This is a genomic window from Chryseobacterium gwangjuense (assembly GCF_021311115.1).
Taxonomy (GTDB): Bacteria; Bacteroidota; Bacteroidia; order Flavobacteriales; family Weeksellaceae; genus Chryseobacterium; species Chryseobacterium gwangjuense.
Genome location: NZ_JAJTNP010000004.1, coordinates 249,315 through 274,477, shown reverse-complemented (window position 1 = coordinate 274,477; position 25,163 = coordinate 249,315). Strand labels below are relative to the sequence as shown.

Annotated in this window: 24 protein-coding genes; 10 read left to right on the top strand and 14 right to left on the bottom strand. The window is 34.0% G+C overall.

What is annotated here, in order from left to right:
* Positions 1 to 34: 34 nt before the first annotated feature.
* From LV842_RS09970 to LV842_RS09930, 9 genes are all read left to right on the top strand, one after another.
* Entirely contained in the window at positions 35 to 469 is a 435-nt protein-coding gene (locus tag LV842_RS09970; RefSeq protein ID WP_233111298.1) for a hypothetical protein, read from the top strand.
* Positions 470 to 658: 189 nt separating this feature from the next.
* Entirely contained in the window at positions 659 to 1,063 is a 405-nt protein-coding gene (locus LV842_RS09965) for a putative periplasmic lipoprotein (RefSeq protein ID WP_233111297.1), read from the top strand.
* A complete protein-coding gene (locus LV842_RS09960; RefSeq protein WP_233111296.1) occupies positions 1,029 to 1,697 on the top strand; it encodes a hypothetical protein in 669 nt (222 codons plus the stop codon). The genes LV842_RS09965 and LV842_RS09960 overlap by 35 nt, the downstream gene beginning before the upstream one ends.
* A gap of 137 nt (positions 1,698 to 1,834) precedes the next feature.
* Positions 1,835 to 2,083, top strand: a complete 249-nt coding sequence (locus tag LV842_RS09955; RefSeq protein WP_233111295.1) for a hypothetical protein — start codon at positions 1,835 to 1,837, stop codon at positions 2,081 to 2,083.
* A gap of 24 nt (positions 2,084 to 2,107) precedes the next feature.
* Complete coding sequence (locus LV842_RS09950) at positions 2,108 to 2,920, top strand: DUF3667 domain-containing protein (protein ID WP_233111294.1); 813 nt, start codon at positions 2,108 to 2,110, stop codon at positions 2,918 to 2,920.
* 157 nt (positions 2,921 to 3,077) lie between these two features.
* Positions 3,078 to 4,241, top strand: coding sequence for an iron-containing alcohol dehydrogenase (locus tag LV842_RS09945; RefSeq protein ID WP_233111293.1), 1,164 nt, complete (start codon positions 3,078 to 3,080; stop codon positions 4,239 to 4,241).
* Positions 4,242 to 4,441: 200 nt separating this feature from the next.
* Positions 4,442 to 4,903, top strand: a complete 462-nt coding sequence (locus LV842_RS09940; RefSeq protein ID WP_233111292.1) for a lipocalin-like domain-containing protein — start codon at positions 4,442 to 4,444, stop codon at positions 4,901 to 4,903.
* 65 nt (positions 4,904 to 4,968) lie between these two features.
* Entirely contained in the window at positions 4,969 to 5,622 is a 654-nt protein-coding gene (locus tag LV842_RS09935; RefSeq protein ID WP_233111291.1) for a GDSL-type esterase/lipase family protein, read from the top strand.
* Between the two features lie 9 nt (positions 5,623 to 5,631).
* Entirely contained in the window at positions 5,632 to 6,603 is a 972-nt protein-coding gene (locus LV842_RS09930) for a tetratricopeptide repeat protein (RefSeq protein WP_233111290.1), read from the top strand.
* Between the two features lie 32 nt (positions 6,604 to 6,635).
* On the opposite strand, the gene LV842_RS09925 is transcribed toward LV842_RS09930, so the two are convergent.
* The 13 genes from LV842_RS09925 to LV842_RS09865 all read right to left on the bottom strand — a co-directional run bounded on the left by LV842_RS09925 (position 6,636) and on the right by LV842_RS09865 (position 21,972).
* A complete protein-coding gene (locus tag LV842_RS09925; protein ID WP_233111289.1) occupies positions 6,636 to 7,988 on the bottom strand; it encodes a DEAD/DEAH box helicase in 1,353 nt (450 codons plus the stop codon).
* 155 nt (positions 7,989 to 8,143) lie between these two features.
* A complete protein-coding gene (locus tag LV842_RS09920) occupies positions 8,144 to 9,784 on the bottom strand; it encodes an ABC1 kinase family protein (protein WP_233111288.1) in 1,641 nt (546 codons plus the stop codon).
* 60 nt (positions 9,785 to 9,844) lie between these two features.
* Complete coding sequence (locus LV842_RS09915) at positions 9,845 to 10,153, bottom strand: hypothetical protein (protein WP_233111287.1); 309 nt, start codon at positions 10,151 to 10,153, stop codon at positions 9,845 to 9,847.
* Positions 10,154 to 10,200: 47 nt separating this feature from the next.
* Positions 10,201 to 11,037, bottom strand: a complete 837-nt coding sequence (pheA, locus tag LV842_RS09910; protein ID WP_233111286.1) for a prephenate dehydratase — start codon at positions 11,035 to 11,037, stop codon at positions 10,201 to 10,203.
* A gap of 75 nt (positions 11,038 to 11,112) precedes the next feature.
* Positions 11,113 to 12,642: a glutamine-hydrolyzing GMP synthase gene (gene guaA, locus LV842_RS09905; protein WP_039365852.1), complete on the bottom strand. Its 1,530-nt coding sequence runs from the start codon at positions 12,640 to 12,642 to the stop codon at positions 11,113 to 11,115.
* 152 nt (positions 12,643 to 12,794) lie between these two features.
* Positions 12,795 to 14,033 (bottom strand): phosphoribosylamine--glycine ligase, encoded by a 1,239-nt coding sequence (purD, locus tag LV842_RS09900; RefSeq protein ID WP_233111285.1) that lies wholly within the window; start codon positions 14,031 to 14,033, stop codon positions 12,795 to 12,797.
* 90 nt (positions 14,034 to 14,123) lie between these two features.
* Positions 14,124 to 15,641: a bifunctional phosphoribosylaminoimidazolecarboxamide formyltransferase/IMP cyclohydrolase gene (gene purH, locus LV842_RS09895; protein WP_233111284.1), complete on the bottom strand. Its 1,518-nt coding sequence runs from the start codon at positions 15,639 to 15,641 to the stop codon at positions 14,124 to 14,126.
* A 232-nt stretch (positions 15,642 to 15,873) separates the two neighbouring features.
* Positions 15,874 to 16,440, bottom strand: coding sequence for a phosphoribosylglycinamide formyltransferase (purN, locus tag LV842_RS09890; protein WP_233111283.1), 567 nt, complete (start codon positions 16,438 to 16,440; stop codon positions 15,874 to 15,876).
* A 75-nt stretch (positions 16,441 to 16,515) separates the two neighbouring features.
* Entirely contained in the window at positions 16,516 to 17,508 is a 993-nt protein-coding gene (gene purM, locus LV842_RS09885) for a phosphoribosylformylglycinamidine cyclo-ligase (protein WP_233111282.1), read from the bottom strand.
* Between the two features lie 209 nt (positions 17,509 to 17,717).
* Positions 17,718 to 18,269, bottom strand: a complete 552-nt coding sequence (locus LV842_RS09880) for an NADPH-dependent FMN reductase (protein WP_233111281.1) — start codon at positions 18,267 to 18,269, stop codon at positions 17,718 to 17,720.
* 176 nt (positions 18,270 to 18,445) lie between these two features.
* Complete coding sequence (locus tag LV842_RS09875; protein ID WP_233111280.1) at positions 18,446 to 19,174, bottom strand: pirin family protein; 729 nt, start codon at positions 19,172 to 19,174, stop codon at positions 18,446 to 18,448.
* A 106-nt stretch (positions 19,175 to 19,280) separates the two neighbouring features.
* Positions 19,281 to 19,793, bottom strand: a complete 513-nt coding sequence (locus LV842_RS09870) for a nuclear transport factor 2 family protein (RefSeq protein WP_233111279.1) — start codon at positions 19,791 to 19,793, stop codon at positions 19,281 to 19,283.
* 22 nt (positions 19,794 to 19,815) lie between these two features.
* Complete coding sequence (locus tag LV842_RS09865) at positions 19,816 to 21,972, bottom strand: glycoside hydrolase family 97 protein (RefSeq protein ID WP_233111278.1); 2,157 nt, start codon at positions 21,970 to 21,972, stop codon at positions 19,816 to 19,818.
* Positions 21,973 to 22,137: 165 nt separating this feature from the next.
* Between LV842_RS09865 and metG the strand changes: the two genes are divergently transcribed.
* Positions 22,138 to 24,174, top strand: a complete 2,037-nt coding sequence (metG, locus tag LV842_RS09860; RefSeq protein WP_233111277.1) for a methionine--tRNA ligase — start codon at positions 22,138 to 22,140, stop codon at positions 24,172 to 24,174.
* 226 nt (positions 24,175 to 24,400) lie between these two features.
* Here the strand turns inward: metG and LV842_RS09855 are convergent, their stop codons facing one another.
* Positions 24,401 to 25,105, bottom strand: a complete 705-nt coding sequence (locus LV842_RS09855) for a class I SAM-dependent methyltransferase (RefSeq protein WP_233111435.1) — start codon at positions 25,103 to 25,105, stop codon at positions 24,401 to 24,403.
* Positions 25,106 to 25,163 lie beyond the last annotated feature (58 nt).

Genomic DNA, 25,163 nt, shown 5'->3' with positions numbered 1-25,163 from the left:
TTATATGTATCTTCGCAAAAAACTATAATCATACATGAAATTTGGAATCATTTTTTACGCAATCTTAGGAATTTTAGCTTTTTTAATAGGTGTTTATTTATTACAATATTTTATTCCCCTTTCATTTATTTTCTTTATTGGTACTTTTATTAATGGGGTTTTTATTCATAGAGAATACTCTATTCATAGGGATGAAAAAATTGAATATGATGACAATACACTTCCAGAAGAAGTTATTATTAAATATTCGCGTTCAGGCAGAATTGTTGCTATTGCGACTTATAGTATTTTTATGATTTTGGGGGTATTTTTTCTTTTAGGTCTTAAATTCAAACTCAACGGAACAGTAATATTTATGTTGATTATACTTAGCACATTTACAGGTTATTTTATTTTTAAAATTATTACTGAAATAAAAAAAATATCCCAAATCATCATTTGTATTAATGGAAAAGGATTACCAACCTGAAAGTAATTATTTATATTTTTTTCATAACAGCGAAAAAATAGAAATTAATGTTGATGATTTTGATATTACGGATTATCAACTTGCACAAGTTTTGAAAATATTTAGGAGTCGCTCTAATAATTCAGGTCCATTCTAATTTTGATTACATGGCATTAATGATTAATTTTACTTTTCACAGAAATTAATCCAATGAAAAAAATATTCATATTCCTTCTCATAGCATTTCTTTTCACCGCTTGTGGTGACGATTGTTATAATGCTCCTCAACCGATCGTTTTTGAATTTGTTAATTCCAATGGTGAAAACCTGATTACCAACGGAACTCTAGCCTCATATTCGGTTGTGGAAGAGAACCAAACCACGATACAACTGACCAAAACTTCCGATGATAAGGTCATCTTAGAAAATGTGGGTGCTTATAATGGTACAAAAAACTACAAATTCAATTCTAATCTTAAAAATTTTGATTTTGCAATTCAGTCATCGGAATTTAAAGGAGGCTGTGATGGCTATCAAATTAATAAACTAACGTTTACGGGAGTCAACATCGATGTAACAGATGAAAAAGGATATTACAAAATTGTATTCAAATAGTTTAATTGGTATTAATTCATCAGAGAAAATATTTATGCGAATTATTTTAATCATTGCTTGTTTGTTACCAGGTTTATTCCTTTCCCAACTTACAGTTCCGTCTGATTTCAAAAAAATTCCCGAAATCTTAGACAATACGGAGCTACTCTACCCTTTTATGTTTCCTGATAAAAAATATGAGTATTGGTCTGTATTTCATAACAATCCGGATCCTGATAAAGCCATCATTTATGAAAGTCAGACGCCGGAATATATGACCATTAACGATCCCGCTCCGGAAAAAGGTTTTTTCCAGAAATGCTTAGGTGAAAATTGTTTTACTTTCCTTATTGCCTGCGAAAATAGTCAGTCTAAATATTTCTCGACCGAGCAGCAGCTTAGAAACTTTATTGGCTTTATTGATAATCTTCCGGAGGCTATTTTAGTGGCTCAAACCTATGGTTTTGTATTTGATTCTTCTGACATCTCAGGCGGAGCTTATAAAATTGAAGATCATTACATTACCATGTATCTTTCAAAATCAAAAAATTGTCCGCCTACAAAAGAATCATTTCTAGTTAAAATTAACCGAAAAACCGGGAAAATTGACTCAAAAAGTAAAGGAATTTATTTTAAAAGCAGTGATTGCCAATAGCAGTTATTACCTGAATAAAATATCATAATCTAAGATAAAAGCAAACTATTTTTCCATATTCACCAACATTAACTGAATTTAATTTTGTTTTTCTACTTGTTTTTTAATAGTTTCGTTTTTACTATTTTACAAAAACTATGAAAAACCAAAAATTCAAAGAATTAACACTTGAGCAGCTCTATGCCCAGAAAAAAAAAGTACAAGGAATTACCATTGGTATAGCTATCCTTTTGCTGATTGCTTTTTGTATCCTTTTTTATCTGGCTGTTTCCACTAAAAAATTTGCTCTCCTGACTCCTGCTATTGGCAGTTTCATTACTTTACTCCCTACTCTCATCGTACTTACACAAATCAATCAGGAAATAAAGTCCAGAAATCTTCAATAGTAAAACCTCTAAAAGCTTTTCAACATGGAATCAAATTGTCTCAACTGTAGTCAACCCATTACAACAAATTTTTGTGGGAATTGTGGACAAAAAAAATATAAAAGAATCGATAGAAAGTATATTTGGGATGAAGTACAATATACTTTTATTCATACCAATAAAGGTTTTTTATATTCCGTAAAAAATATCCTCAAAAACCCGGGGAAAACTGCCCGTGAATTTATTGACGGAAATAGAGTCAATCATTACAAACCGATTTTATTAGCATTTGTATTAAGTGGTATTTCGGCATTTATTTCCTATAAAATATTAGGAATGGCAGATGTTATTGTGAAATATTTTCAAAGTGAAAAATATGCTGCTGCTGCCAATTCTCAATTCATGCATGATTATATGTCGGTTGTAACGTCGTATAATTCTTTTATCATGCTGTTATCTATTCCGTTTTTCTCTTTTTTCACCTATTTATCCTTCAAAAAATGGGGGCATAATTACTATGAACATATTGTAATCAATTCTTATGTTCTTTCATTTTACACCCTGTCACTTATTGTATTATTCTATCCTATATTATTCTTTTTAAAAGACCATCCGGCTACATTTTACAATGTCAGTATGATTTCTTTACTTTTAACACCGCTATTATTGGTCTTTTTTTTCAAAGAGTTTTATAACGACAAACCTTTAAAGGCTGTTATTTTACGAGTTTTAGCTTTGATTGGCCTAATCATAGTTGGTGTAATTATTCTTTTTATAGGCGTTATTATTTTAGGGGTTATTATGGCCATGCTAAAAGGCCCTGAAGCACTTGAATATCTCGCTCCTAAAAAACATTAAATGGAAAAGAAGTGATACCAGTTGTTTATAGTTTAGAAGAAATAAAAGCAAAATTTCAATAGGTATATCTTAAAATAATCATTGGAATTTTAAAATAATCTTAACTTATTTTTGAGAAAGCATTCCGTACATTTGGGTTACAAAAAATGTAAGAACAATGCTTAATTTTGAGTTTAAAAACCCAACAAAAATACTATTCGGAAAAGGTGAAATTGCTAAGATTTCAAACGAAATTCCTAAAGATGCAAAAATATTAATGATCTACGGAGGCGGAAGCATCAAAAACAACGGTGTTTACGATCAGGTGAAAGAAGCTTTAAATGATCATGATGTATACGAATTCGGAGGTGTTCCTGCTAATCCTGAATATGAAGTTTTAATGAATGCCTTACAATCTATTAAAGACAAAGGCATCACTTTTCTATTGGCAGTTGGCGGCGGTTCTGTAATTGACGGAACAAAATTCCTTTCTGCTGCAGCCAATTACAATGGTGAACCTTGGGATATTCTGAAAAAATCGGTAAGAACTTTTGAAGGAGAAGGAATGCCTTTCGGAAGTATTTTAACATTACCGGCAACAGGTTCCGAAATGAATTCAGGATATGTTATTTCAAGAAGAGAAACCAATGAAAAACTTTCTTCCGGAGGTCCCGGACTTTTTCCACAATTCTCTGTTTTAGATCCGGAAGTGGTAAGATCTATTCCTAAAAACCAACTCGTAAACGGATTAACGGATGCTTATACTCATGTGTTGGAACAATATATGACCGCTCCGTCTTCTGCAGATTTACAGGAAAGAATTGCTGAAAGTATATTGATCAGCCTGCAGGAAACCGCTCCAAAAGTATTGTCTGATGAATTTAATTATGAAGCAGCTGGCAACTTTATGTGGTGCTGTACAATGGCTCTTAACGGATTAATTCAGAAAGGCGTGATTACAGACTGGGCAGTTCATGCAATGGGACATGAATTAACCGCATATTTCGGAATTGACCACGCAAGAACATTAGCTATCATAGCTCCTTCACATTACCGTTATAATTTTGAAACTAAAAAAGGTAAACTGGCTCAGTATGCAGAAAGAGTTTGGGGAATCAAAGAAGGTTCTCTAGAAGAAAAAGCAGAGCTTGGAATTAAAAAACTGGAAGAGTTCTTCCATAGCTTAGATATCCAGACTAAACTTTCAGAATATACAGAAGATTATAAGGGAACTGCTGAAAAAGTAGAAAAAGCTTTCACAGACAGAAACTGGATAGGTTTAGGAGAATACAAAAAGCTGACTCCACAAGATGCTTATAAAATTGTAGAAATGAGTTATTAATAAGCTAGAGGCTTAAAGTTGGATGATGGAGGTTTATTTTATGGGGTTAAAAAATATTAACTGGTATATAATAATAGACTTCCTGCATCCATCTTCCAACCAAAATTAGTTTTTTTACAAACATTCATTTAAAAAACCTTTATTTCATTACTGATATTACAAATTTATTTATATTTTAGCACATTCTTAAATTTGTGAAAATGAAAAAACAGCTACTTTTATTTGCCTTTTCAGCTTTGGCGCTTACTTCTTGTGAAGACGATGATATGCAAGCATATGAATTAGATACTCTAAAAGGAGATTGGAAGACAAGTAAAACGGAAATTGTATCAGGAAAAGATAATAAAACTGTTCTTTTAACTACCCCTGTAACTGGATGCAGTACAAAAGATATTACTTCTTTTAGTATTGACTACTCTACTTCATATACCTATTACGGAGGTACAGGTGCAGATTGTAAAGTTAATGGTAAAAGTGAAGGTAAATATACTTATGACACAGAAACTAAACTTCTTAACATAAAGTATAACAATGATAATAACCGACCATATAAGGTAGAGATTTTATCAAGCTCTGAACTTAAAGTTTTAGAATTATTCAACGCTTATGATTATAACGGAGACGGAGTAAACGATCTCGTTTACACATCATACAAAAGATAACAAATACACTAACTCCCGAAAAAACGGGAGTTTTTTTATACCTTTATCCTACAAAATTAGAAACAATGAAGAAGATGTTATCAGCATTCTTATTGCTGACTTTTGCCCTTTTCTTTTCTCAGGAAAAAAAGCCCATGTTCTGGCAAGACATTCAAAATTTCAAAAAATTAGATCAGGAAAATCCTCCACCTCAAGATGCCATTCTTTTGATAGGAAGTTCATCTTTCACAAAATGGACGGATATTGCAACTTATTTTCCGACCAAAACAATTATTAACAGAGGTTTTGGCGGTTCTAGACTGACCGATCTTAATTATTTTGCAGATGACCTTTTAAACTATCATCCTAAACAGATTATTATTTATTGTGGTGAAAACGATTTTGCTGATGATGATAAGCTAAAAGCTGATGTTGTCGTTCAAAGATTTAAAAAGTTCTACCAAAAAGTTCGTCAGAAATTCCCAAAGATAGAAGTTGATTATATTTCGATAAAGTATTCGCCAAGCAGAGAAAAGCTATGGCCACAAATGAAGGAAGCCAATAAAAAAATTGCTAAATTCATGAAAAAACAAAAGAATTCAGAATTTATAGACATTACAGGCGTTATGAATGATGCAAATGGCAAAATCCGAAATGAACTTTTTGTAGAAGATAGGTTACATATGACACCTGAAGGTTATAAACTTTGGACTTCTGTCATGAATCCTTATATGAAATAAATTTTAACTATGATAAAAAAACGAATAACCATTTTAATTCCAATTTTCATTTGCACTTTGCTTTTTGGGCAGAAAGAAAAAGATAAACTCCCGACAGAGTCTGAAATTCTAAAAGAAATTTCTGAAAAAGCTTGTAAATGTATTGATTCAATAAATGGATATAATAAAATAAAAGATTCTATAAACAAGGAGATTAGTTCATGTATTGATAAAAATGTACTTGTATATTCTATGAGTAAAAATCTTGCAAAAACAAATGCCGATATTGAAAGCGGTAAAATAAAAGATAAGAAAGTCAATATAACTATTAATTCAAATCCCGAATCTGATGATTACAAAAAGGCTTACTATGAAATTGAAAGTCAATTAATGAAGAATTGTTCAAGACTAAAAATTTTAGTAAATGCAGCAGAAAGCAAGAAGGATGTAATGACTCAAAATAATGATGCTCTTAAATTTTATAATAAAGCAATTGAAGCATCAGAAAAAGAAGATTGGAAAGACGCTATTAAAAACTATCAATTGGCATTAGAAAAAGATCCTAAATTTATTTATGCTTGGGATAATATGGGACTTTGTTATAGAAGAATTGGAGAATATGATAATGCATTAAATGCCTATAAAAAATCTTTGGAAATAGATCCTAAAGGTAAAATGCCATTACAGAACATCGCCATGGCATATATTTACAAAAAGGAGTATCAAAAAGCTATTGATTCTTATTTAGCTCTTGATAAAGTACATCCCGGTGATGCAGAAGTCTACTATGGAATTGGTCAGATTTATTATGAATATTTAAAAGACAATGAAAAATCTTTAAATTACATGGCAAAAGCATATAATATCTATACTGATCAAAAATCACCTTACCGGACTGATGCTGAAAAAATTATCAGCTATATTTATAAGAAAATGAAAGATGAAGGTAAAACAGATAGGTTCAAAGAAATTTTAAGTAATAATAAAATAAGATTCGAATAAAAAACTCCCTCAATCTGAGGGAGTTTTTTATTTTATTTCTTTCTCTTAGATTTAGAGATTGATTTTTGCTGTGCTCTGTTCGCTCCAAACTTTTTCGGTGCCTTTCTTTTTGAAGGTCCACCCCAGTTTTCTTTTTTATTTTTATCTTTTTTCTCATGAAAAGCTCCTCCTCCTTCATTCAATTTGACTTGTGCAGGGTTTTTCATGACAACTTGATCTTCCTCAGAAGCAATTTTCTTAGGGTTGATTTTCACTTCTTCAGGGAAATCGATGAATATTAGATCTTTATCCATCAACAATTCGATATCAAGAATCAACGGTTCTTCTTTTTTTGTTACGAAAGTTATTGCTTTACCGTCTTTATCAGCTCTACCTGTTCTACCGATTCTGTGAATGTATTGCTCCGGAATATCAGGAGTTTCAAAGTTAATAACGTGGGTAATATCAGAAATATCCAAACCTCTCGCCATTACATCCGTAGTAATCAAACCTCTGATTTCTTCGTTCTCAAAACGTTTCATCGCCTTCAATCTGTAATTCTGAGATTTGTTGGAGTGAATCACATCAAACTGTTCAGGGAAAAGCTCATCAATTTTGGTGAATAACAAATCCGCATGCTTCTTGTTATTATTGAAAATCAACACCTTGGACATATCGTCCTGGTTTTTCAATAAGTTTTCCAGCAAATTAATCTTAGTATTGAAATTTTCAACTTTATAAGCAATCTGTTCTATTTTTTCAAGAGGTGTTCCCGATTTTGCCAATGAAATTTCAACAGGACTTGCAAAATACTCATCCAGCATATCATCAACAGCTTCGGTCATGGTAGCAGAAAACAGAATATTCTGTCTTTTCTCTTTCATCATTTCAAAGATATGCGTCAACTGAGGTCTGAAACCTAAATTCAGCATTTCATCAAACTCGTCAATGATTAATTTTTGAACTTCTTTTAATGAAATCGCATTGTCAATAGACAAATCCATTACTCTTCCTGGAGTTCCTACCAAAATATCACAACCATCGTTAAACAACAACTTTTGTGTATTGATATTTTTACCTCCGTAAATTCCGATAACTCTTGCAGTAATATTTTCCGTTAATTTTTCAATAATTTCTGTAACCTGAACTACCAATTCTCTCGTTGGAACCAATACTACAACCGTTGGGTTTCCGGATTTGTTGTATTTCCATGTTTTTAAAACCGGTAAAAGATAAGCTAACGTTTTTCCTGTTCCGGTTTGAGCAATTCCCATTACATCTCTTCCTGAAAGGATCGGTTTCAAGCTTTTTTCCTGAATTGGAGTGGGTTCAAATAATTCTAAATCTGCTAAAACATCAAGAATTTTAACCGGAAGGTCAAAATCTGCAAAAGTGAGTTTTTCCATTTTGCAAAGATAGACAATTTTTATGATGGGTGTTGGATGTTGGAAGATGGAAGTTTTTTTGATACTTTAAAAAGCCAAGTTTGTCATTCCGATGAAGGAAAAATCTCAAAAAAAGTCCACTTAGTTCCGCTCAGCATGACAAACATTATAGTTAATTACTTTCTTGTAATTCTCAGCAAAATAACAATCACTAAAAATACTGAAAAGATAAATCCTAAAACAGCAACCAATGATAACTCTCCAATTCTTGGTCCTGCTTCTGAAACAAAAACAATCGCTGTTGCAATGATATTTGCGCCTAAAATCATCGTTAAAATCAAATTAACAATACTTGACTTAATAAGCTGATTCGTTTTTTCAAGATTTTTGATTTCACTGGAAACGGTGAATTTATTTTCATCCAATTTCTGCAGAACAGAACGCAGTTCCTTAGGAATTTCATCCACATTATCGGTGAAATTCATCATTCTGTCCATTCCGGTTTTCAAAAGATTCTTTGGATTGATCTTTCTTGTAAATATTTTTTTGGTGTAAGGTTGTAAGCTTTTTACAATATCCAATTCAGGATTAATGCTTCGTCCAACTCCTTCTATCAAAGTGATCCCCTTAAATAAAAGATAGAAATAATCCGGCATATACAAACGATTATCTTTTAAAACATCTTTCATTTTGTTGATAATCACCTGAGCATTAATTTCCTTCAAAGACGAACTGTGTACAAAATTCAGAATATCTTCCACATCGTTTTCAAATCTTCTTTCATCCGGAATTTGGTAACTAATTGCCATTTTTTTCAGATATCTTACAATTTTGTGAGGATTTTTTGCCACAAAACTTACAATCAGATTCTCTAAAACCTCTTTATCATTAGGCGGAATTTTACCTACTGCTCCAAAATCTATAAAAACAATTTTTCCGTCTTTTGTTACTAAAATGTTCCCTGCATGAGGATCTGCATGGAAAAAACCGTAATCTAAGATCTGAGAAACAAAAAGCCTTAAACCGGCTTCTGAAATAGGAACAGGATCAATCTCATTTGCTGAAAGAACAGCAGTATCAGTGACTTTTATTCCATCGATAAATTCCATACAAAGAATATTGTTGTTGCAAAATTCTTCATAGACTCTCGGAACATAGGTTTCTTTATTATTTTTGAAATTCCTTCTGAATTGTAATATATTTTCTTTTTCGTTAATCAATGAAACTTCTTCCAGCAAAGACTTTTCAAACGTAGAAATAGCCTGTTTCAGGTTCAGCTTCTCTCCTATTTCCGAGTAAGAGGAAACCAATTTTTCAAGATCTTTGATCAGCAGGAGATCATCTTCAATAACCGTCTGAACATTCGGTTTTTTAATTTTTAAGATCACCTCGGTTCCATCAAGCAAAATTCCCTTATACACCTGTGCAATAGAAGCGGTTGCCAACGGATCTTTTTGAACATCAATAAAATGATCATGAATGGAAATATTGAATTCATTTTCCAGAATTTCCTCAACATCCATTTCTACCATATCAACTTTATCCTGCAGCTTCTGTAATTCCTGAATCAATTCTTTAGGAAGCAAATCTTCTCTGTTGCTAAAGGTTTGTCCTAATTTTACGAAAGTTGGTCCCAATTCTTCTAATACCAACCGAATTCTCTCATAAACAGTTCCTTTGGAAACAATTTCATCAGACGTTTCATCTACTTTCTTTCCACCTTGCATTCTCGCCAATACATCTTTGAATCCATATTTACTTAATACCGAAAATAACTTGGCTGATCTTTTGAGTTTTCGTTGCTGTTTATCAAACATAATTATTCTGAAAAATAGGTTGGTCTAAGGTATTCAAAAAATGGAAATAAAGTATGTAATTTATATTTTAGCTTTTGAAATATAAATGTAAAAACATAATAAAGATAGAAGTACTAAACCATGAATTAATATACTGTATTTCAAATGCTTTTCATGGTAATAATAGTATTTAATCAGATTAACAATCAACAAAGCAAGTGTTACAATAGGTAAAAACATTAAAAGTAAAATTCCAAGACCGGGTGTACAAGGTCCTGTTTTATCAAAATATTCTCCTAATAAGCTCAATAAGTAGTAAGCAATATAAAATGCAATGGTCAGAATTGCACTTTGAAGCGCTTTATTTTTAATATTTAAAATGGCTATCATAAAAATACTCTCAAAACTTTACCTGTCTACTTGTATAAAGACAATAATTATTCCACAAACAGATACTCATTATAATGTCCCAAAAACTTTACATTAGCTTTGAGAGCAATCAATTCATCAATCGCATTTTGAGATAATAAAGGATGCCATTCACTGGCCACATTGATGAAAAAAAAATAGTTTCCCAATCCTGTTTTCAGGGTACGGCTTTCAATTTTTGAAAGATTCATTTTTCGCCATGCAAACACGGAAAGTACCTGATGCAGCCCTCCTGCGTGATCTTCAGGAAGCGTAATAATAAGAGACGTTTTTTCTGAACTCTTTTGAAATGTAAGATCTAAGTTTTCTTTATTTTTAGAAATTACCACAAATTTGGTATGATTTTGTTCAAAATCCTGAATATTCTCGTGAATAATCTTTAATCCATACAATTTAGCCGCAGAACGATTAGCTACTGCAGCCCACTTTTCATGCGGATTTTCAGAAACCAGTTTTGCAGAAGCAGCAGTAGAATTAAAATCCTGAGATGGGATTCCGGGATAATTTTCATGTCTAAAATGATAGGTTTGTGCCAAAGCCTGCGGATGAGAAATGATCTTTTTAACCACCGAATTTTCAGGATGTACCATCAAATGATGGGCAATAGGCATTACCAATTCCGTTTCTATAAAAACATCAAAATTATACAGGTAATCCAACGTCATGGAAACAGTTCCTTCTATCGAGTTTTCAAGGGGTACAACAGCTTTATCTACCTCATTATTCATTACGGCGTTAAAACAATCCAAAATACTGGATTGTGGTATTAATTCTTCTTCCGGAAATATCTGTGAAGCCGCTAATTGTGTAAAACTTGCCTGCGGACCAAGAAATGCTATCTTCATATAACAAATGTAGAAAATATTAAACAAAAAAATCCCGCCCGAAGGCAGGATTTATATTTAAATTCAAGTCAAAAATTATTCCCACTCGATCGTTGCAGGCGGTTTGCTTGAAATATCGTAAGCTACTCTGTTGATTCCTCTTACTTCGTTGATGATTCTGCTTGAAACTGTATCTAAAAACTCGTAAGGAAGTCTGCTCCATGTTGCCGTCATAAAGTCGATGGTATTTGCAGAACGAACGACTGCTGTATATTCGTATGTTCTTTCATCTCCCATTACTCCTACAGATTTTACCGGAAGAAGTACTACGAAAGCCTGAGAAACTTTTTCATACAAGTCGTTTTTGTACAATTCTTCGATGAAAATATCATCAGCTTCTTGTAAAATTCTTACTTTTTCAGCATCTACAGCACCTAAAATTCTGATTCCTAAACCAGGACCAGGGAAAGGATGTCTGTGAACCAAATGATGAGGAATTCCCAGTTCTTCTCCTACTTTTCTTACTTCATCTTTGAATAGTTCTCTTAAAGGCTCAAGCAATTCAAATTCCATATCTTCAGGAAGTCCACCAACATTGTGGTGAGATTTAATTACCGCAGAAGGTCCGTTTACAGACTGACTTTCAATTACATCAGGATAAATTGTTCCTTGAGCTAAGAATTTTGCCCCTTCAATTTTATGAGATTCTTCATCAAAAACGTGGATAAATTCGTTTCCGATGATCTTTCTTTTTGCTTCAGGATCATCAACTCCGGCTAATTTTGATAGGAATCTTTCAGATGCATCTACCATTTTAATGTTCATATGGAAGTGTTCTCCATAGTTATCCATTACTTTTTTGCCTTCATCTTTTCTCAATAAACCAGTATCAACAAAGATACAAGTCAATTGATCTCCGATTGCTTTATGAATCAAAACTGCCGCTACAGAAGAGTCTACTCCTCCTGAAAGTCCTAAGATCACTTTTTGATCTCCTACTTTTTCACGGATTTCTTCAACTGTTTTTTCAATATAATTGGTCAGTTTCCAGTTCTTTTCTGCATTACAGATTCCGAAAACGAAATTTTCTAACATTTTCCCTCCTTCTTCTGTGTGAGAAACTTCCGGGTGAAACTGTACGCAATAGATTTTTTTATCTTCATTTGACATTGAAGCAATTACTCCAGATGTTGCATTTAATTCAAAACCTGCAGGCAATTGTCCAACCTCGTCAAAGTGGCTCATCCAAACTACGGAATTGTTGGAAACTCCTTTTAATAAAGAAGATTCTTTTACGATCTCTAAATGAGCTTTTCCGTATTCACCTTTTACTCCTTTATGAACTTTTCCTCCTAAAAGATGTGCAGTAAGCTGCATCCCGTAGCAAATTCCTAAAACAGGAATTCCTTGCTCATATAATTCTTTTTCAACTAAGTGAGCATTTTCTGCGTTTACAGAACTTGGTCCTCCTGAAAGGATAATTCCTCTTGGTTGCTTTTCTAAAAGAGTTGCTAATGGTGTATTGAAAGGTAAAATTTCAGAATATACTCCCATCTCACGGATTCTTCTTCCGATAAGCTGGTTATACTGTGATCCGAAATCTAATATGATAATACCGTTGTTCATTTTTAAATTTTATTAATGCTTTAGGCTATAGGCTTTAAGCAGTAGGTTGTTTGTGAGTTTTAAAGCTTATCGCCTATAGCTTAAAACTTACTGCTATTAAATTCTTTACAAAAAAAGACCTGGATTTCTCCAAATCTTTTTTGATTTTTTATTTAGAACTTTCCGATGTCTTCTCTGTAGAAGCCGTAATCGAAATGTACATGACTTGCATCTTCGTAAACTTTCTTGCGAGCATCTTCGTAAGTCGCTCCGGTAGCTACGATATTCAGAACTCTACCTCCGTTAGAAACAACTGCATCGCCTTTTTTAATTGCTCCTGCATATAAAAGCTGACTGTGTTTCACTTTGTCTTCTCCTACGATTTCAAATCCTGTTTCAAAGTTTCTTGGGTAACCTCCTGAACACATTACAAGACAAACTGCTTTTTCATCTTTAAATCTAAGCTCGATGTCTTTTCCGTCCATACAATCATTGATTACATCCAGAAGATTGTTTTCCATAAGAGCCATCAATACCTGAGTTTCAGGATCTCCGAATCTCATGTTGTATTCAAGTAAGTAAGCACCGTTTTTAGTCACCATTAATCCGAAGAAAATGATTCCTTTAAAACCGAAACCTTCTCCTTTAAGACCTTTTAGAGTTGGTTCAAGAATATTTTTTTCAAAATCAGCATAGTGCTCCTGAGTAAATTCAGGGCTTGGCGCTACCGTTCCCATACCTCCTGTGTTTGGACCTGTATCTCCTTTTCCAGCTCTTTTATAATCTTTAGCAGCGATACAAGGGAATAGTTTTTCACCGTTTGAGAAAGCAATGATTGAAGCTTCAAAACCTTGTAAATATTCTTCGATAACGATACGGATACCTGCATCTCCAAATACTCTTCTGATCATAAAATCATGAATCGTAGCTTCAGCTTCTTCCAATGTTTCGCAGATTACCACTCCTTTACCTCCTGCAAGACCGCTTGCTTTAACAACTAATGGATATTGCTGTGTCTGAATATATTCTTTAGCATCGTTATAAGCATCAAATACGACAGCTTTTGCTGTTTTGATATCATAGGTCTGCATAAATTTCTTAGAGAAAGCTTTACTTCCTTCTAAGCTTGCTACTTTCTGAGTAGGACCGAAAACTTTAAGATCATGTTTCTTAAACTCATCCTTCAGACCTGCAACAAGAGGTGCTTCAGGACCTACAATCGTTAAGTCTACTTTTTCTTTGATCGCAAAATCTCTAAGTTCTTTAATCTCTGATAAATGAACATTTTTCCCTATTGCATCGGTAGTAGCGTTTCCGTTGGCAAAAAACATTTTAGTAACTCTAGAGTCTTTCTGAAGTTTTGCTGCCAAAGCAGATTCTCTTCCACCTTCACCTATGATTAATATTCTCATACTTTATTTATTATCTAGTCTTATTGTACAAATATATAATTTTGAATGCTATAAATACAATCTCAAAACTATTTTTTAATTCTATTTTAATTAATGGAAAAAATGTCTAACACCAGTAAACATCATCGGAATTTTGTGCTCGTTAGCCGCTTCGATGCTGTCTTGGTCTTTTACACTTCCTCCTGGCTGAATAATCGCCGTAATTCCTTCCTGAGCGCAAAAATCTACTACGTCACGGAAAGGGAAAAATGCATCAGAAGCCAATACTAAGTCTCCTGAGAATTTTTCTTTAGCTCTTTCAATCGCCTGTTGAGTTGCCCAGATTCTGTTTACCTGTCCACCTCCGATTCCGAAAGCCTGAATTCCGTTTGAAACTACGATCGCATTTGATTTAACATATTTTACGACTCTCTGAGAGAATAATAATGCTTTTCTCTGCTCTTCTGTAGGCTGAGTTTCAGTAACTACTTTAATATCATCTGAGAAGATGCTGTCGTTGTCCTGAACTAATATTCCTCCATCAACCTTCACCCAAGTCTGCTTGTCAGAAACTAGGTTTACGATTTTTATAATTCTTAGATTCTTCTTTTTTCTTAAAACTTCAAGGGCTTCTTCATCAAATTCAGGAGCCATTACGATTTCAAGGAATGTTTTGTTTAATTCTTCCGCTGTTGCTGCGTCGATTTTGTAGTTCATCGCCACAATTCCACCAAAGATTGAAACTGGGTCACATTCGAAAGTTTTCTGATACGTTTCCAACGCTGAAGTTCCGATCGCAACTCCACAAGGTGTAGAGTGTTTTACCGCACAACAAGCCATTTCTTCTTTAAATTCTGTAACCACTTTCCAGCAAAGGTCCATATCACGAAGATTATTGAAAGACAATTCTTTACCTCCCAATTGTTCAAAATCTTTCATGGCACCGTTTTCGAAAGTAGAAGTATAATAAGCTGCCGTTTGATGAGGGTTTTCACCGTATCTTAGGTCAGCTACTTTTTTGTAAGAAGCACTTAAATACGTTGGATATTCTTCATCTAAAAGCATTCTTGAGATTGCCGCATCATAAGCAGAAGTAAGGTTGAATACTTTTCCTGCCAATCTTTTACGAGTTTCGATGTACGTATCTCCGTTTTGCTCCATTTCGATTTTTACTGCTGTATAATCTTCAACATCAGTAATTACCGTTACAGAATCAAAGTTTTTAGCGGCAGAACGAAGCATTGAAGGACCACCGATGTCGATGAATTCTACCTTTTCGTGAAGAGAAATGTTTTTGTTTACATTTTCGAAAAAAGGATAAAGATTCACAATCACCATGTCAATCAGACCAATTCCGTGCTCCTGAACAGTTTTCATGTGTTCTTCGTTTGAACGAACTGCCAACAATCCACCGTGAACTTTCGGGTGCAATGTTTTCACTCTTCCGTCCAACATCTCAGGGAAATTGGTAACCTCATCAATCTGAATTGGATTTAAACCAGCGTCTTTCAAATGTTTGAATGTTCCTCCTGTAGAGATCAACTCATAATTTTGGGCTTCTAAAAACTGTGCGAATTCGATCAATCCGCTCTTGTCAGAAACACTGATTAAAACTCTCTTTTTGCTCATTTTACTTTCGATTTTTTACTTTTTACAGCTATTTCAAACTGTAGTCCGGTCTTTCACCTCCGGTTTACTTTTATTTTACTTAGATTTTTCTTTTTTTTCGAAATATTTTAAAATCTAAATGTGTTTTTTAATCCAAAAAGGTGATCTGTTTTTTAACCACCCCGTCAAAATTTTTTCTGAATTTTGACACCCCTCCAAAGGATGGGAATTTTTGTATTGCTAATAATTGCTGTTAATTATTATTCAATACTTTATTGATTGCTTTTGGGAAAATTTCATATTCTATGGTATGAACTTTTTCCGCTACAGTCTCGGGAGTATCATTTTCTGTTACTTCGAATGATTTTTGAAGAATCGCTTCTCCCTCATCAATTCCTGAAGTCACAAAATGTACGGTTGCCCCGCTTTCTTTTTCTTTAGCTTCAATAACAGCATTGTGAACATTCATTCCCCACATTCCCTTACCTCCGAATTTCGGAAGCAAAGCAGGATGAATATTGATTATTTTTCCATTCCAGTTTTCACAAAATTCAGGTTTTAGAATGGATAAAAATCCTGCCAATACGATTAAATCTGTATTTTCAGGGATCATTTTACTCAATTCACTGCTGAAATTTTTTCCTCTCGGAATCAGAACGTGTTCAATATTATGATTTTTTGCTCTTTCAAGTCCGTAACATTCTCTGTCGGCAATTACTAAAGATACTTTTGCATTCTGGATTTCTCCGTTATCAATAGTATCAATAATTCTTTGAAGATTGGTTCCCGAACCTGAAACGAGTATAACTAAGTTTTTCATTAATTAGAAGTTAGAAGTTAGAAGTTAGAAGTTAGACTACCTTAAGCCAAATTTCTAATCCTAAATTCTATTTATTTAAAATTTCAAATCAATCTTCTCGCTTCCTTCTGTGATTTCTCCGATTTCGTAAGCGTCATCAAGGAGACTTAGTATTTTTTCAGCTTTCTCAGCTTCTACCACTACGATCATTCCAACACCCATATTGAATGTTCCGAACATTTCTTCACGAGCTACTCCACCTCTTTTTTCCAACTCCAGCATAATGCTTGGAATTTGAATTTTTGAAGCATCAATAGAAGCACATAATCCGTCACCGATAATTCTTGGGATGTTTTCATACAATCCACCACCTGTAATATGTGCGATACCTGCCACTTCAACCTCAGCAAGTACTTTATGAATATCTTTGTAATATAATCTTGTAGGAACTAAAAGCGTTTCATACAAAGGTTTTCCTTCAAACTCTTCGTTGAAGTCAGGGAAAACTTTTCTTACCAAAGAGAATCCGTTTGAATGGAAACCTGAACTTGGTAATGCAATAATTTTATCTCCTGCTTTAATTTTAGATCCGTCGATAATCTGGTCTTTTTCAACAATTCCTACGCAGAACCCAGCTACATCATAGTCTCCAGGCTGATACATTCCTGGCATTTCAGCAGTTTCACCACCAATTAATGCACAGTTGTTGTCTTTACAAGCTTCCACCATTCCTAAAACGATTTCTGCAGCAATTTCAGAATCCAATTTTCCGCAAGCTAGGTAATCCAGGAAAAATAATGGTTTTGCACCGTGACAAAGGATGTCATTGGCACACATCGCGAAACAATCGACACCAATAGAATCATATTTTTTTGAGTCTAAAGCTACTTTAAGCTTCGTTCCCACTCCATCTGTTCCTGAAACCAAAACAGGATTTTTGTATCCTCCGATTTCGTAGAAAGCTCCAAAACTTCCCAAATGATTCAATACATTTGAATTGTGCGTTTCGCCGACAGCTTTTTTAATCTTGTCAACCGTTTTGTATCCTTCTTCTTTGTCTACTCCTGCTGATTTGTAAGTGTTGCTCATGTCTACTTTTAGAAATTTATTTCAAACTTTTTATTCAAATTTAGAAAACAAAAAAGCCGACAATCTTGGTAGATTATCGGCCGTTATTTTATCTCAGAATTTCAGAGTCCACAATATTCCCCATCTTGGAAAAATATTGATTAAAGGAAGTCTGAATTTTCATCTTTTTTCTTTTTGCAAAGATATTAATTTTATATTAATTTTCAAATCTATTTTTCAAGGATAGATTCGATCGCAGAAATTTTCTGGATTTTCTCTCTTAATTCACTGTCTTTCTCATCATTAGAAATCTTCTGAGCCGATTTATCAAAATTATCATTAAAGAAAGGAAGAGAGAACGTTTCTACAATATTTCCACCGTGGAAAGGGAAACGCTTCGTTGCAGCTTCCAAAACTCCGGCTCCTCCTCTTGCTCCCGGAGCTGCAGACATTAGCAACATAGGTACTTCATTCCAAACCGTTCTGTCTTTGATTCTTGATACCCAGTCGAACACATTTTTGAATGCAGTAGAATATGTTCCGTTGTGCTCCGGTAAAGAAACTAATAATAGATTTGCTCCGTCAATTTTTGCTGCAAAATCTTTCGCTTCCTGAGGAACTCCGTTTGCCAATTCTCTTTCATGCTTATAAATCGGCATTTCGAAAGGATTTAAGTCTACTACTTCTACTTCAGCATTTTCAAAGATGGATGCTGCGTATGAAACTAAGTGCTTATTCATTGATGCTTCGGAATTGGATCCTGCTATTGCTAAAATTTTCATTTTTTTATTTATTTTAAAATAAGTTGTTGTTTAATTGTGGACACAAAGATCGGGAAGATTTCTGTTATAATCTAATGTTTTATGTTTCTAACCACCCCGTCAAAAATTCTTTCTGAATTTTCGCCACCCCTCCAATGGAGGGGAATTTTTATTCTGCGAAATTGTTCTGTTTTTAATTATTTTAAATAGGACGGTAATTCCATAGGAACTTCCATTAAAAGGATTTCTGTGTCTTCAACAGCTTCTATATTGAAGCTTTGGGTATCCCAGATTCCTAAACCGTCTCTTTCATTTAGAATTCTGTCCCCAACTTTTGCACTTCCTTTTAATACGAAAGCATAGACTCCGTTTCCTTTTTTGTTGAGCATATAATTTTTACCGTTTCCTTTAGTGAAATTAGCTAAATTAAACCATGCATCCTGATGAATCCAGACTCCGTCATCATTTTTATTTGGTGATAAAATCTGTTGGAATCCGTTGATTTTTTCTCCTTCTTTAATGCTTTTCTGATCGTATCTTGGTTCAACTCCGACTTCTTTCGGGAAAACCCAGATTTGCAAAAATTTTACAGCCTGATCTTTATTCTTATTGTATTCGCTGTGCATTACTCCTGTTCCTGCACTCATTACCTGAATTTCTCCTTTTTTGATAACGGCAGTGGTTCCCATTGAATCTTTATGCTCCAAATCACCCTCCAAAGGAATTGAAATGATTTCCATATCTCTGTGAGGGTGTGTTCCGAATCCCATTCCCTGGGTAACGGTGTCGTCATTTAATACTCTCAACACTCCGAAATTCGTTCTTTCAGGGTTTTGGTATCCTGCAAAGCTAAATGTATGATAAGAATTTAACCATCCATGATTTGCATGACCTCTTGTATCTGCTTTATGATATACTGTTTTCATATTGTGATTATTTATGATACAAATGTACACCCTATGGATTGCGAAAATGTTGATGTAAGGTAAGAAAGGAAACTAGCTAATGAATCTTCCTTCAATCATATCTTCATTATTTTTTCAGTTTCTGAATTAATGCATCTTCGATTGGAGTCTTTTCTATTACTACTTTATCTACAACTTCATTAGGAACAGTTACAGAAAGTACATATTGTTTCACTTTCCATTGTCCGTTTATCTTTTCAACAACTCCGGAACCGCGACATATCTTCATTTGAGTATCCAGCAATTCATCAAACCAGGCTATTTTACCGTCTTTACTGAAATAGATATTTCTTTTTAAGGAAGTGAAATTCCAGGTTCTTTTTTTATCAAAATACGGTTTTGCCCAAACCATGAATGCTTTTTTATCCCAAACTTCAGTAGCATCTGTTCCGATAAAGGTTGATTCGTCAGCAAAATAATTAAAGTAAGTATTGAAATCAGATTTTGCAGCCGCAACATTGAAACCATCGAGCATTGTTCCGATTTCTGTTTTTTCTTTCTCAAATTTCGTCTGAGCTGAAATAGTTGTAAAGCTGAATACAAATACTATTAAAGCAAAGAATATTGTAGTTTTTTTCATAGTTGAATACATTTTGAATATTTTATTTTACAGGCTTGATTGAGATTGCGAAACCTCCGCTTCTTGCCATTTTGAAATTAATGTTAGACTTATTAGTGATCTGTTTTTTGTAGATATTATAACTTTGAGGATTGTCTATATAATCTGCATCTTTTCCATCTTCATAGATGGCTGCTTCATACTTCTTCCCTTTATCCAGAAAAGAAAAATCTACGGTATATTCTCGCTTATTCTCATCAGTAATTCCACCAACAAACCAGTTTTCTGTTCCTTTAGCTTTTCTGGCCGTCACAATATAATCGCCGGGTTCTGCTGATAAGATTTTAGTATCGTCCCAATCCGCTGCCACATCTTTGATAAACTGAAAAGCATCTATATGTTTTTTATAGTTTTCAGGCAAATCTGCAGCCATCTGAAGAGGCATATACATCGTAACATATAATGCTAATTGCTTTACCAAAGTAGTTTTCACATAGCGTTTATCTCCCGGGAAATAATAATCCAATTTTGTCTGGAAAATTCCGGGAGTGTAATCCATAGAACCTCCCATCCATCTTGTAAACGGAAGAATGGTCTGATGATCAGCATTATTTCCGGCAAATGCTTCGTACTCTGTTCCACGGGCTGCTTCTGCAGAAACATAATTCGGATAGGTACGGCTTTCTCCTGTAGGACGAACAGATTCGTGAGAGTTGACCATAATTTTATATTCGTTCGCTTTCTCAGCAATTCTGTAGAAATGATTAATTGTCCATTGAGAATAATGATGCTCTCCTCTAGGAATAATATCGCCAACATATCCAGTTTTCACCGCATCATAACCATATTTTTTCATCAATTGAAATGCCTGATCCGCCCATCTTTCATAGTTTGTCGCAGAACCTGACGTTTCATGATGCATAATTAATTTAATCCCTTTTGAATGTGCATATTCATTCAGTATTTTAATATCAAAATCAGGATAAGGGGTAATAAAATCGAAAACAAATTCTTTTGAATGACCAAACCAGTCTTCCCAACCGATATTCCAGCCTTCAATTAATAAACCCTGGAAACCATTTTCTGCGGCAAAATCAATATACTCTTTTACTTTTGTGTTATTGGCAGCATGTTTTCCGTTTGGAGTCAGTTTTGAGAAATCCGTTTTACCGATATGCACATTTTCTTCTGTAGAATAGGCCCATTGAGATTTTCCGATAATCATTTCCCACCATACTCCCATATATTTTGTCGGATGAATGTAAGAAGTATCTGTATATTTTGTAGGCTCATTCAGATTGAAAAGCATTTTAGAAGCCATTAAATCTTCTGCTGTTGGCGAAACGATAATGGTTCTCCAAGGCGTTACTGATGGAGTCTGAATATAGCCTTTTGCTCCCTGTCTGTCTGCTGTAAGATGAGTTTTAAATTTAAAATTCTGAGCATCTACTTCTAAATGAGAGGCAGGATAATCCAGCACAGCAGCTTCCGCAACATTGATATATAAAGGTTCTTTTCCTTCTTTTTTCAACATTAATGGAGACTGAACCGCATTTTTAATTAATTTCTGAGAAGCATTAGAGTCAAAAGCAGTTTCCCATTTTGCAGGAATTTCAGAAACCTGGGTTTCCTGATATCGATACTCCTGAGAATCATAATCTGCAACCATCCACCAAGCTTTCATATCGGTCGGAAAATCAAATTCCGTATCTTCTTCTTTGATGACAAAATAATTCAGGTTTTTCTGCTGTGGAAATTCATATCTGAAACCTAAACCATCATTAAACAATCGGAACTTTACCACAATGCTTCTGTTGGTAGAACTCTGATTTAATGTAATTGCCAATTCATTATAATGATTAATATAATTTTTCTTTTCTCCTAAAACCGGTTGCCAGGTTTCATTTTTTGAATCACGTTTTTCGTCAACTTTCGTAAAACCGTTATTCAAATCAAATTTTGCATCTTCTGATTTTGCGATTTCCGACGCAAACTTTATTGAAGCATCTTTAAATAACCTCAACCCTAGCTTAGAATCTTCAACTACTGTTTTACCGTTATATTTAAGATGATAATAAGGAACGCCCTGTTTCAACTGAAAATCCATTTCAAATTTTCCGTCCGGCGATTTTAAAGATTGTGCATTAACCCCCACAAACATCATTGAAAACAATAACGCTCCAATTGTAATTTTCTTCATTATGACTATTTATAAACTTTAAAAATAAAAAATTACCTCCAACAATTGGCATTAATTCAGATAAAGATTCTTTCTTTAAAAAATTCTTCCGTGATATTATACTGTCTAAATCGGGTAATTTTGGCAGATAATCTTTATCTTTGCAGACTTAAAACTATACTATAAATGTCAAACAGAAAGATGATTACGGCGGCTTTGCCATATGCAAACGGACCGGTTCATATTGGGCATTTGGCTGGAGTTTACATTCCTGCAGATGTTTATGCGAGATTTCAGAGAAGATCGGGAAAAGATGTTGCTTTTATCTGTGGATCAGATGAGCACGGAATTCCTATTACCATAAGAGCTAAAAAAGAAGGCGTTACACCACAAGATATTGTTGATAAATATCACGAAATCATCAAAAAATCTTTCTCAGATTTAGGTATTTCTTTTGATGAATATTCAAGAACAACATCAGCGAATCACCGTGAAACAAGTCAAGATTTCTTTAAAGTTCTTTATGAAAAAGGGAAATTCACGGAGGAAATGTCTGAACAGTATTTTGACGAACAAGCAGGAGAATTCCTGGCTGACAGATATATTGTGGGAACTTGTCCGAATTGCGGAAACGAAAATGCTTACGGAGATCAGTGTGAAAAATGTGGTTCTACCCTTTCACCGTCTGAATTGATCAATCCAAAATCAATGCTAAGCGGAAATGTTCCTATTTTAAAAGAAACAAAAAATTGGTATCTTCCATTAAATGAATATGAAGACTTCCTAAACGAATGGATTATTGAAGGTCATAAAGACGACTGGAAACCTAATGTTTATGGACAGGTAAAATCTTGGTTAAATGACGGTTTAAAACCTCGTGCGATGACTAGAGATCTGAACTGGGGTGTTCCTGTTCCGCTTCCGGGTGCAGAAGGAAAAGTATTATATGTATGGTTTGATGCACCAATCGGATACATTTCTTTCACCAAAGAATGGGCAGCAAAAAACGGAAAAGACTGGAAAGACTACTGGCAAAGCGAAAGCTCTGATTTAGTTCACTTTATCGGAAAAGATAATATTGTATTCCACTGTATTATTTTCCCTTCAATGATGAAAGCTCACGGAGATTATATTATGCCGAAAAATGTTCCTGCTTTTGAATTCCTGAATCTTGAAAACGATAAAATTTCAACATCAAGAAACTGGGCAGTTTGGGCACACGAATATGTAGAAGATTTCCCGGGACAGCAGGATGTATTGAGATATGCTCTTCTTTCGTCAGCACCGGAAACAAAGGATAATAATTTTACCTGGAAAGATTTCCAGACGAAGAATAATTCTGAGTTGGTAGGAATTTTCGGAAACTTCATCAACAGAGTTGCTGTTTTGATTCATAAATATTATGACGGAGTTGTTCCTCAAGGTGATGTTAACAGCCCTGAATTAAAGGAAATCAATAAAGCAGCAAAAGAAATTTCAGGATTCTTAGAAAATTATGAATTCAGAAATTCATTGACCGCTTTAATGAACTTGGCTCGATTCGGAAATCAATATCTTCAAACGGAAGAACCTTGGAAAACCATTAAAGATCACCCTGAAAAAGCGGCTCAGTCTTTATTTGTCGGAGCTCAGATTGCTGTTGCTTTAGCTCAGTTATGTGAACCGTTTATGCCTTTCAGTTCTGAGAAATTATTGAATATGTTCAATGTTCAAAAATCAGATTGGAATGATGTTGAGACAAAATCTGTTTTAATTGAAACAGGTCATAAAATCAACGAATCATCCCTTCTTTTCTCAAAAATCGAAGATGATGTCATCGAAGCTCAAATTCAGAAGCTGGAAGACACGAAACAAAACAATAAAAAAACAAACCCTAACGCAAATCCTATGAAAGACGAAATCACTTTTGATGATTTTACGAAAATCGACTTAAGAACAGCCACAATTTTAGAAGCTGAAAAAGTTGAAAAAGCAGATAAATTACTGAAATTGACTGTTGACACAGGGGTTGATGTAAGAACTGTAGTTTCAGGGATTGCAGAAAGCTTCACTCCGGAAGAAGTAGTTGGAAAACAAGTGATGATTTTATTAAACCTTGCTCCAAGAAAAATCAGAGGAATTGAATCTCAGGGAATGTTACTATTAACAACAAAACCAGACGGAAAATTATCTTTTGTAACACCTGATGACAGTAATGTTGAGAATGGTATTGAAATCGGATAATTTACTATTCTAAATAAAGAAAACCACATGAAATTCATGTGGTTTTTTTGTTTTCCTGTCATTGCGAGGAGCAAAACGACGAAGCAATCTCAACGAAAAAGCAATGCTTAAATTTAACTTTCTTCAAAATCTTAATGGCAAAAAATTGAAATATTAAGATTTATTTAAGTTGTTAAGATTATTAAGAGATTGCTTCGTCTCTACGTTCCTCGCAATGACTTATGTATTATTTTTTAGTCAACCTAGCTAAATAGGCATCTTCATCCTGCAAAACTTTTTCAATTGTAAACCCATTGTTTTCAGCTGCATTTTTCAAGGTATTAAAATCAAGATACAGCCATTTAATCGGATCTTCGGATTCTCCTTTATAATGAACGATATAATCCAGTTCACCGTAATATCCTTCTGCCGGGATATAAACTCCACCATCATCATCACGATCAAACATATATAAAATATCTGTGCTATCAATCAGAACCTGACCTTTTTCATTTAACAAAGAATGCAGTTTTTTAAGATAAATATCAATAACGGTAAGGCTTTGGAAAATTCCTGTTCCGTTCATTAATAAAAGAATCGTATCAAAAGTTTCTCCTTCAAAATGAAGCATATTTTCAGCAACCGCTTTTTTGATTCCTCTCAATTTGCAGACTTCAATGGATTTTGGTGAAATATCTAATGCGGTAACATCAAGATTTCTATCATTTTGAAGATATAAAGAATGCGACCCGGCTCCGGCTCCAATATCCAACGTTTTTCCTGTTGATAATTTCAAAGCTTTCTGCTCAATATCGTTCATTTCTTCAAAATCACGAAAAAGATAATCAACCGGAAGTTCATCCAGTTCGGAAATTGAAGTTTCAGTCTGCAGGTCTTCAGGATTTTCATTTTGATAATAATCCCAGATTGCCTTGCCCATTAAATCTTTCATAGTTGTCAATATGAATGCAAAGATAATATGTTCTAAAAAGAAACAAACAATATTCTTA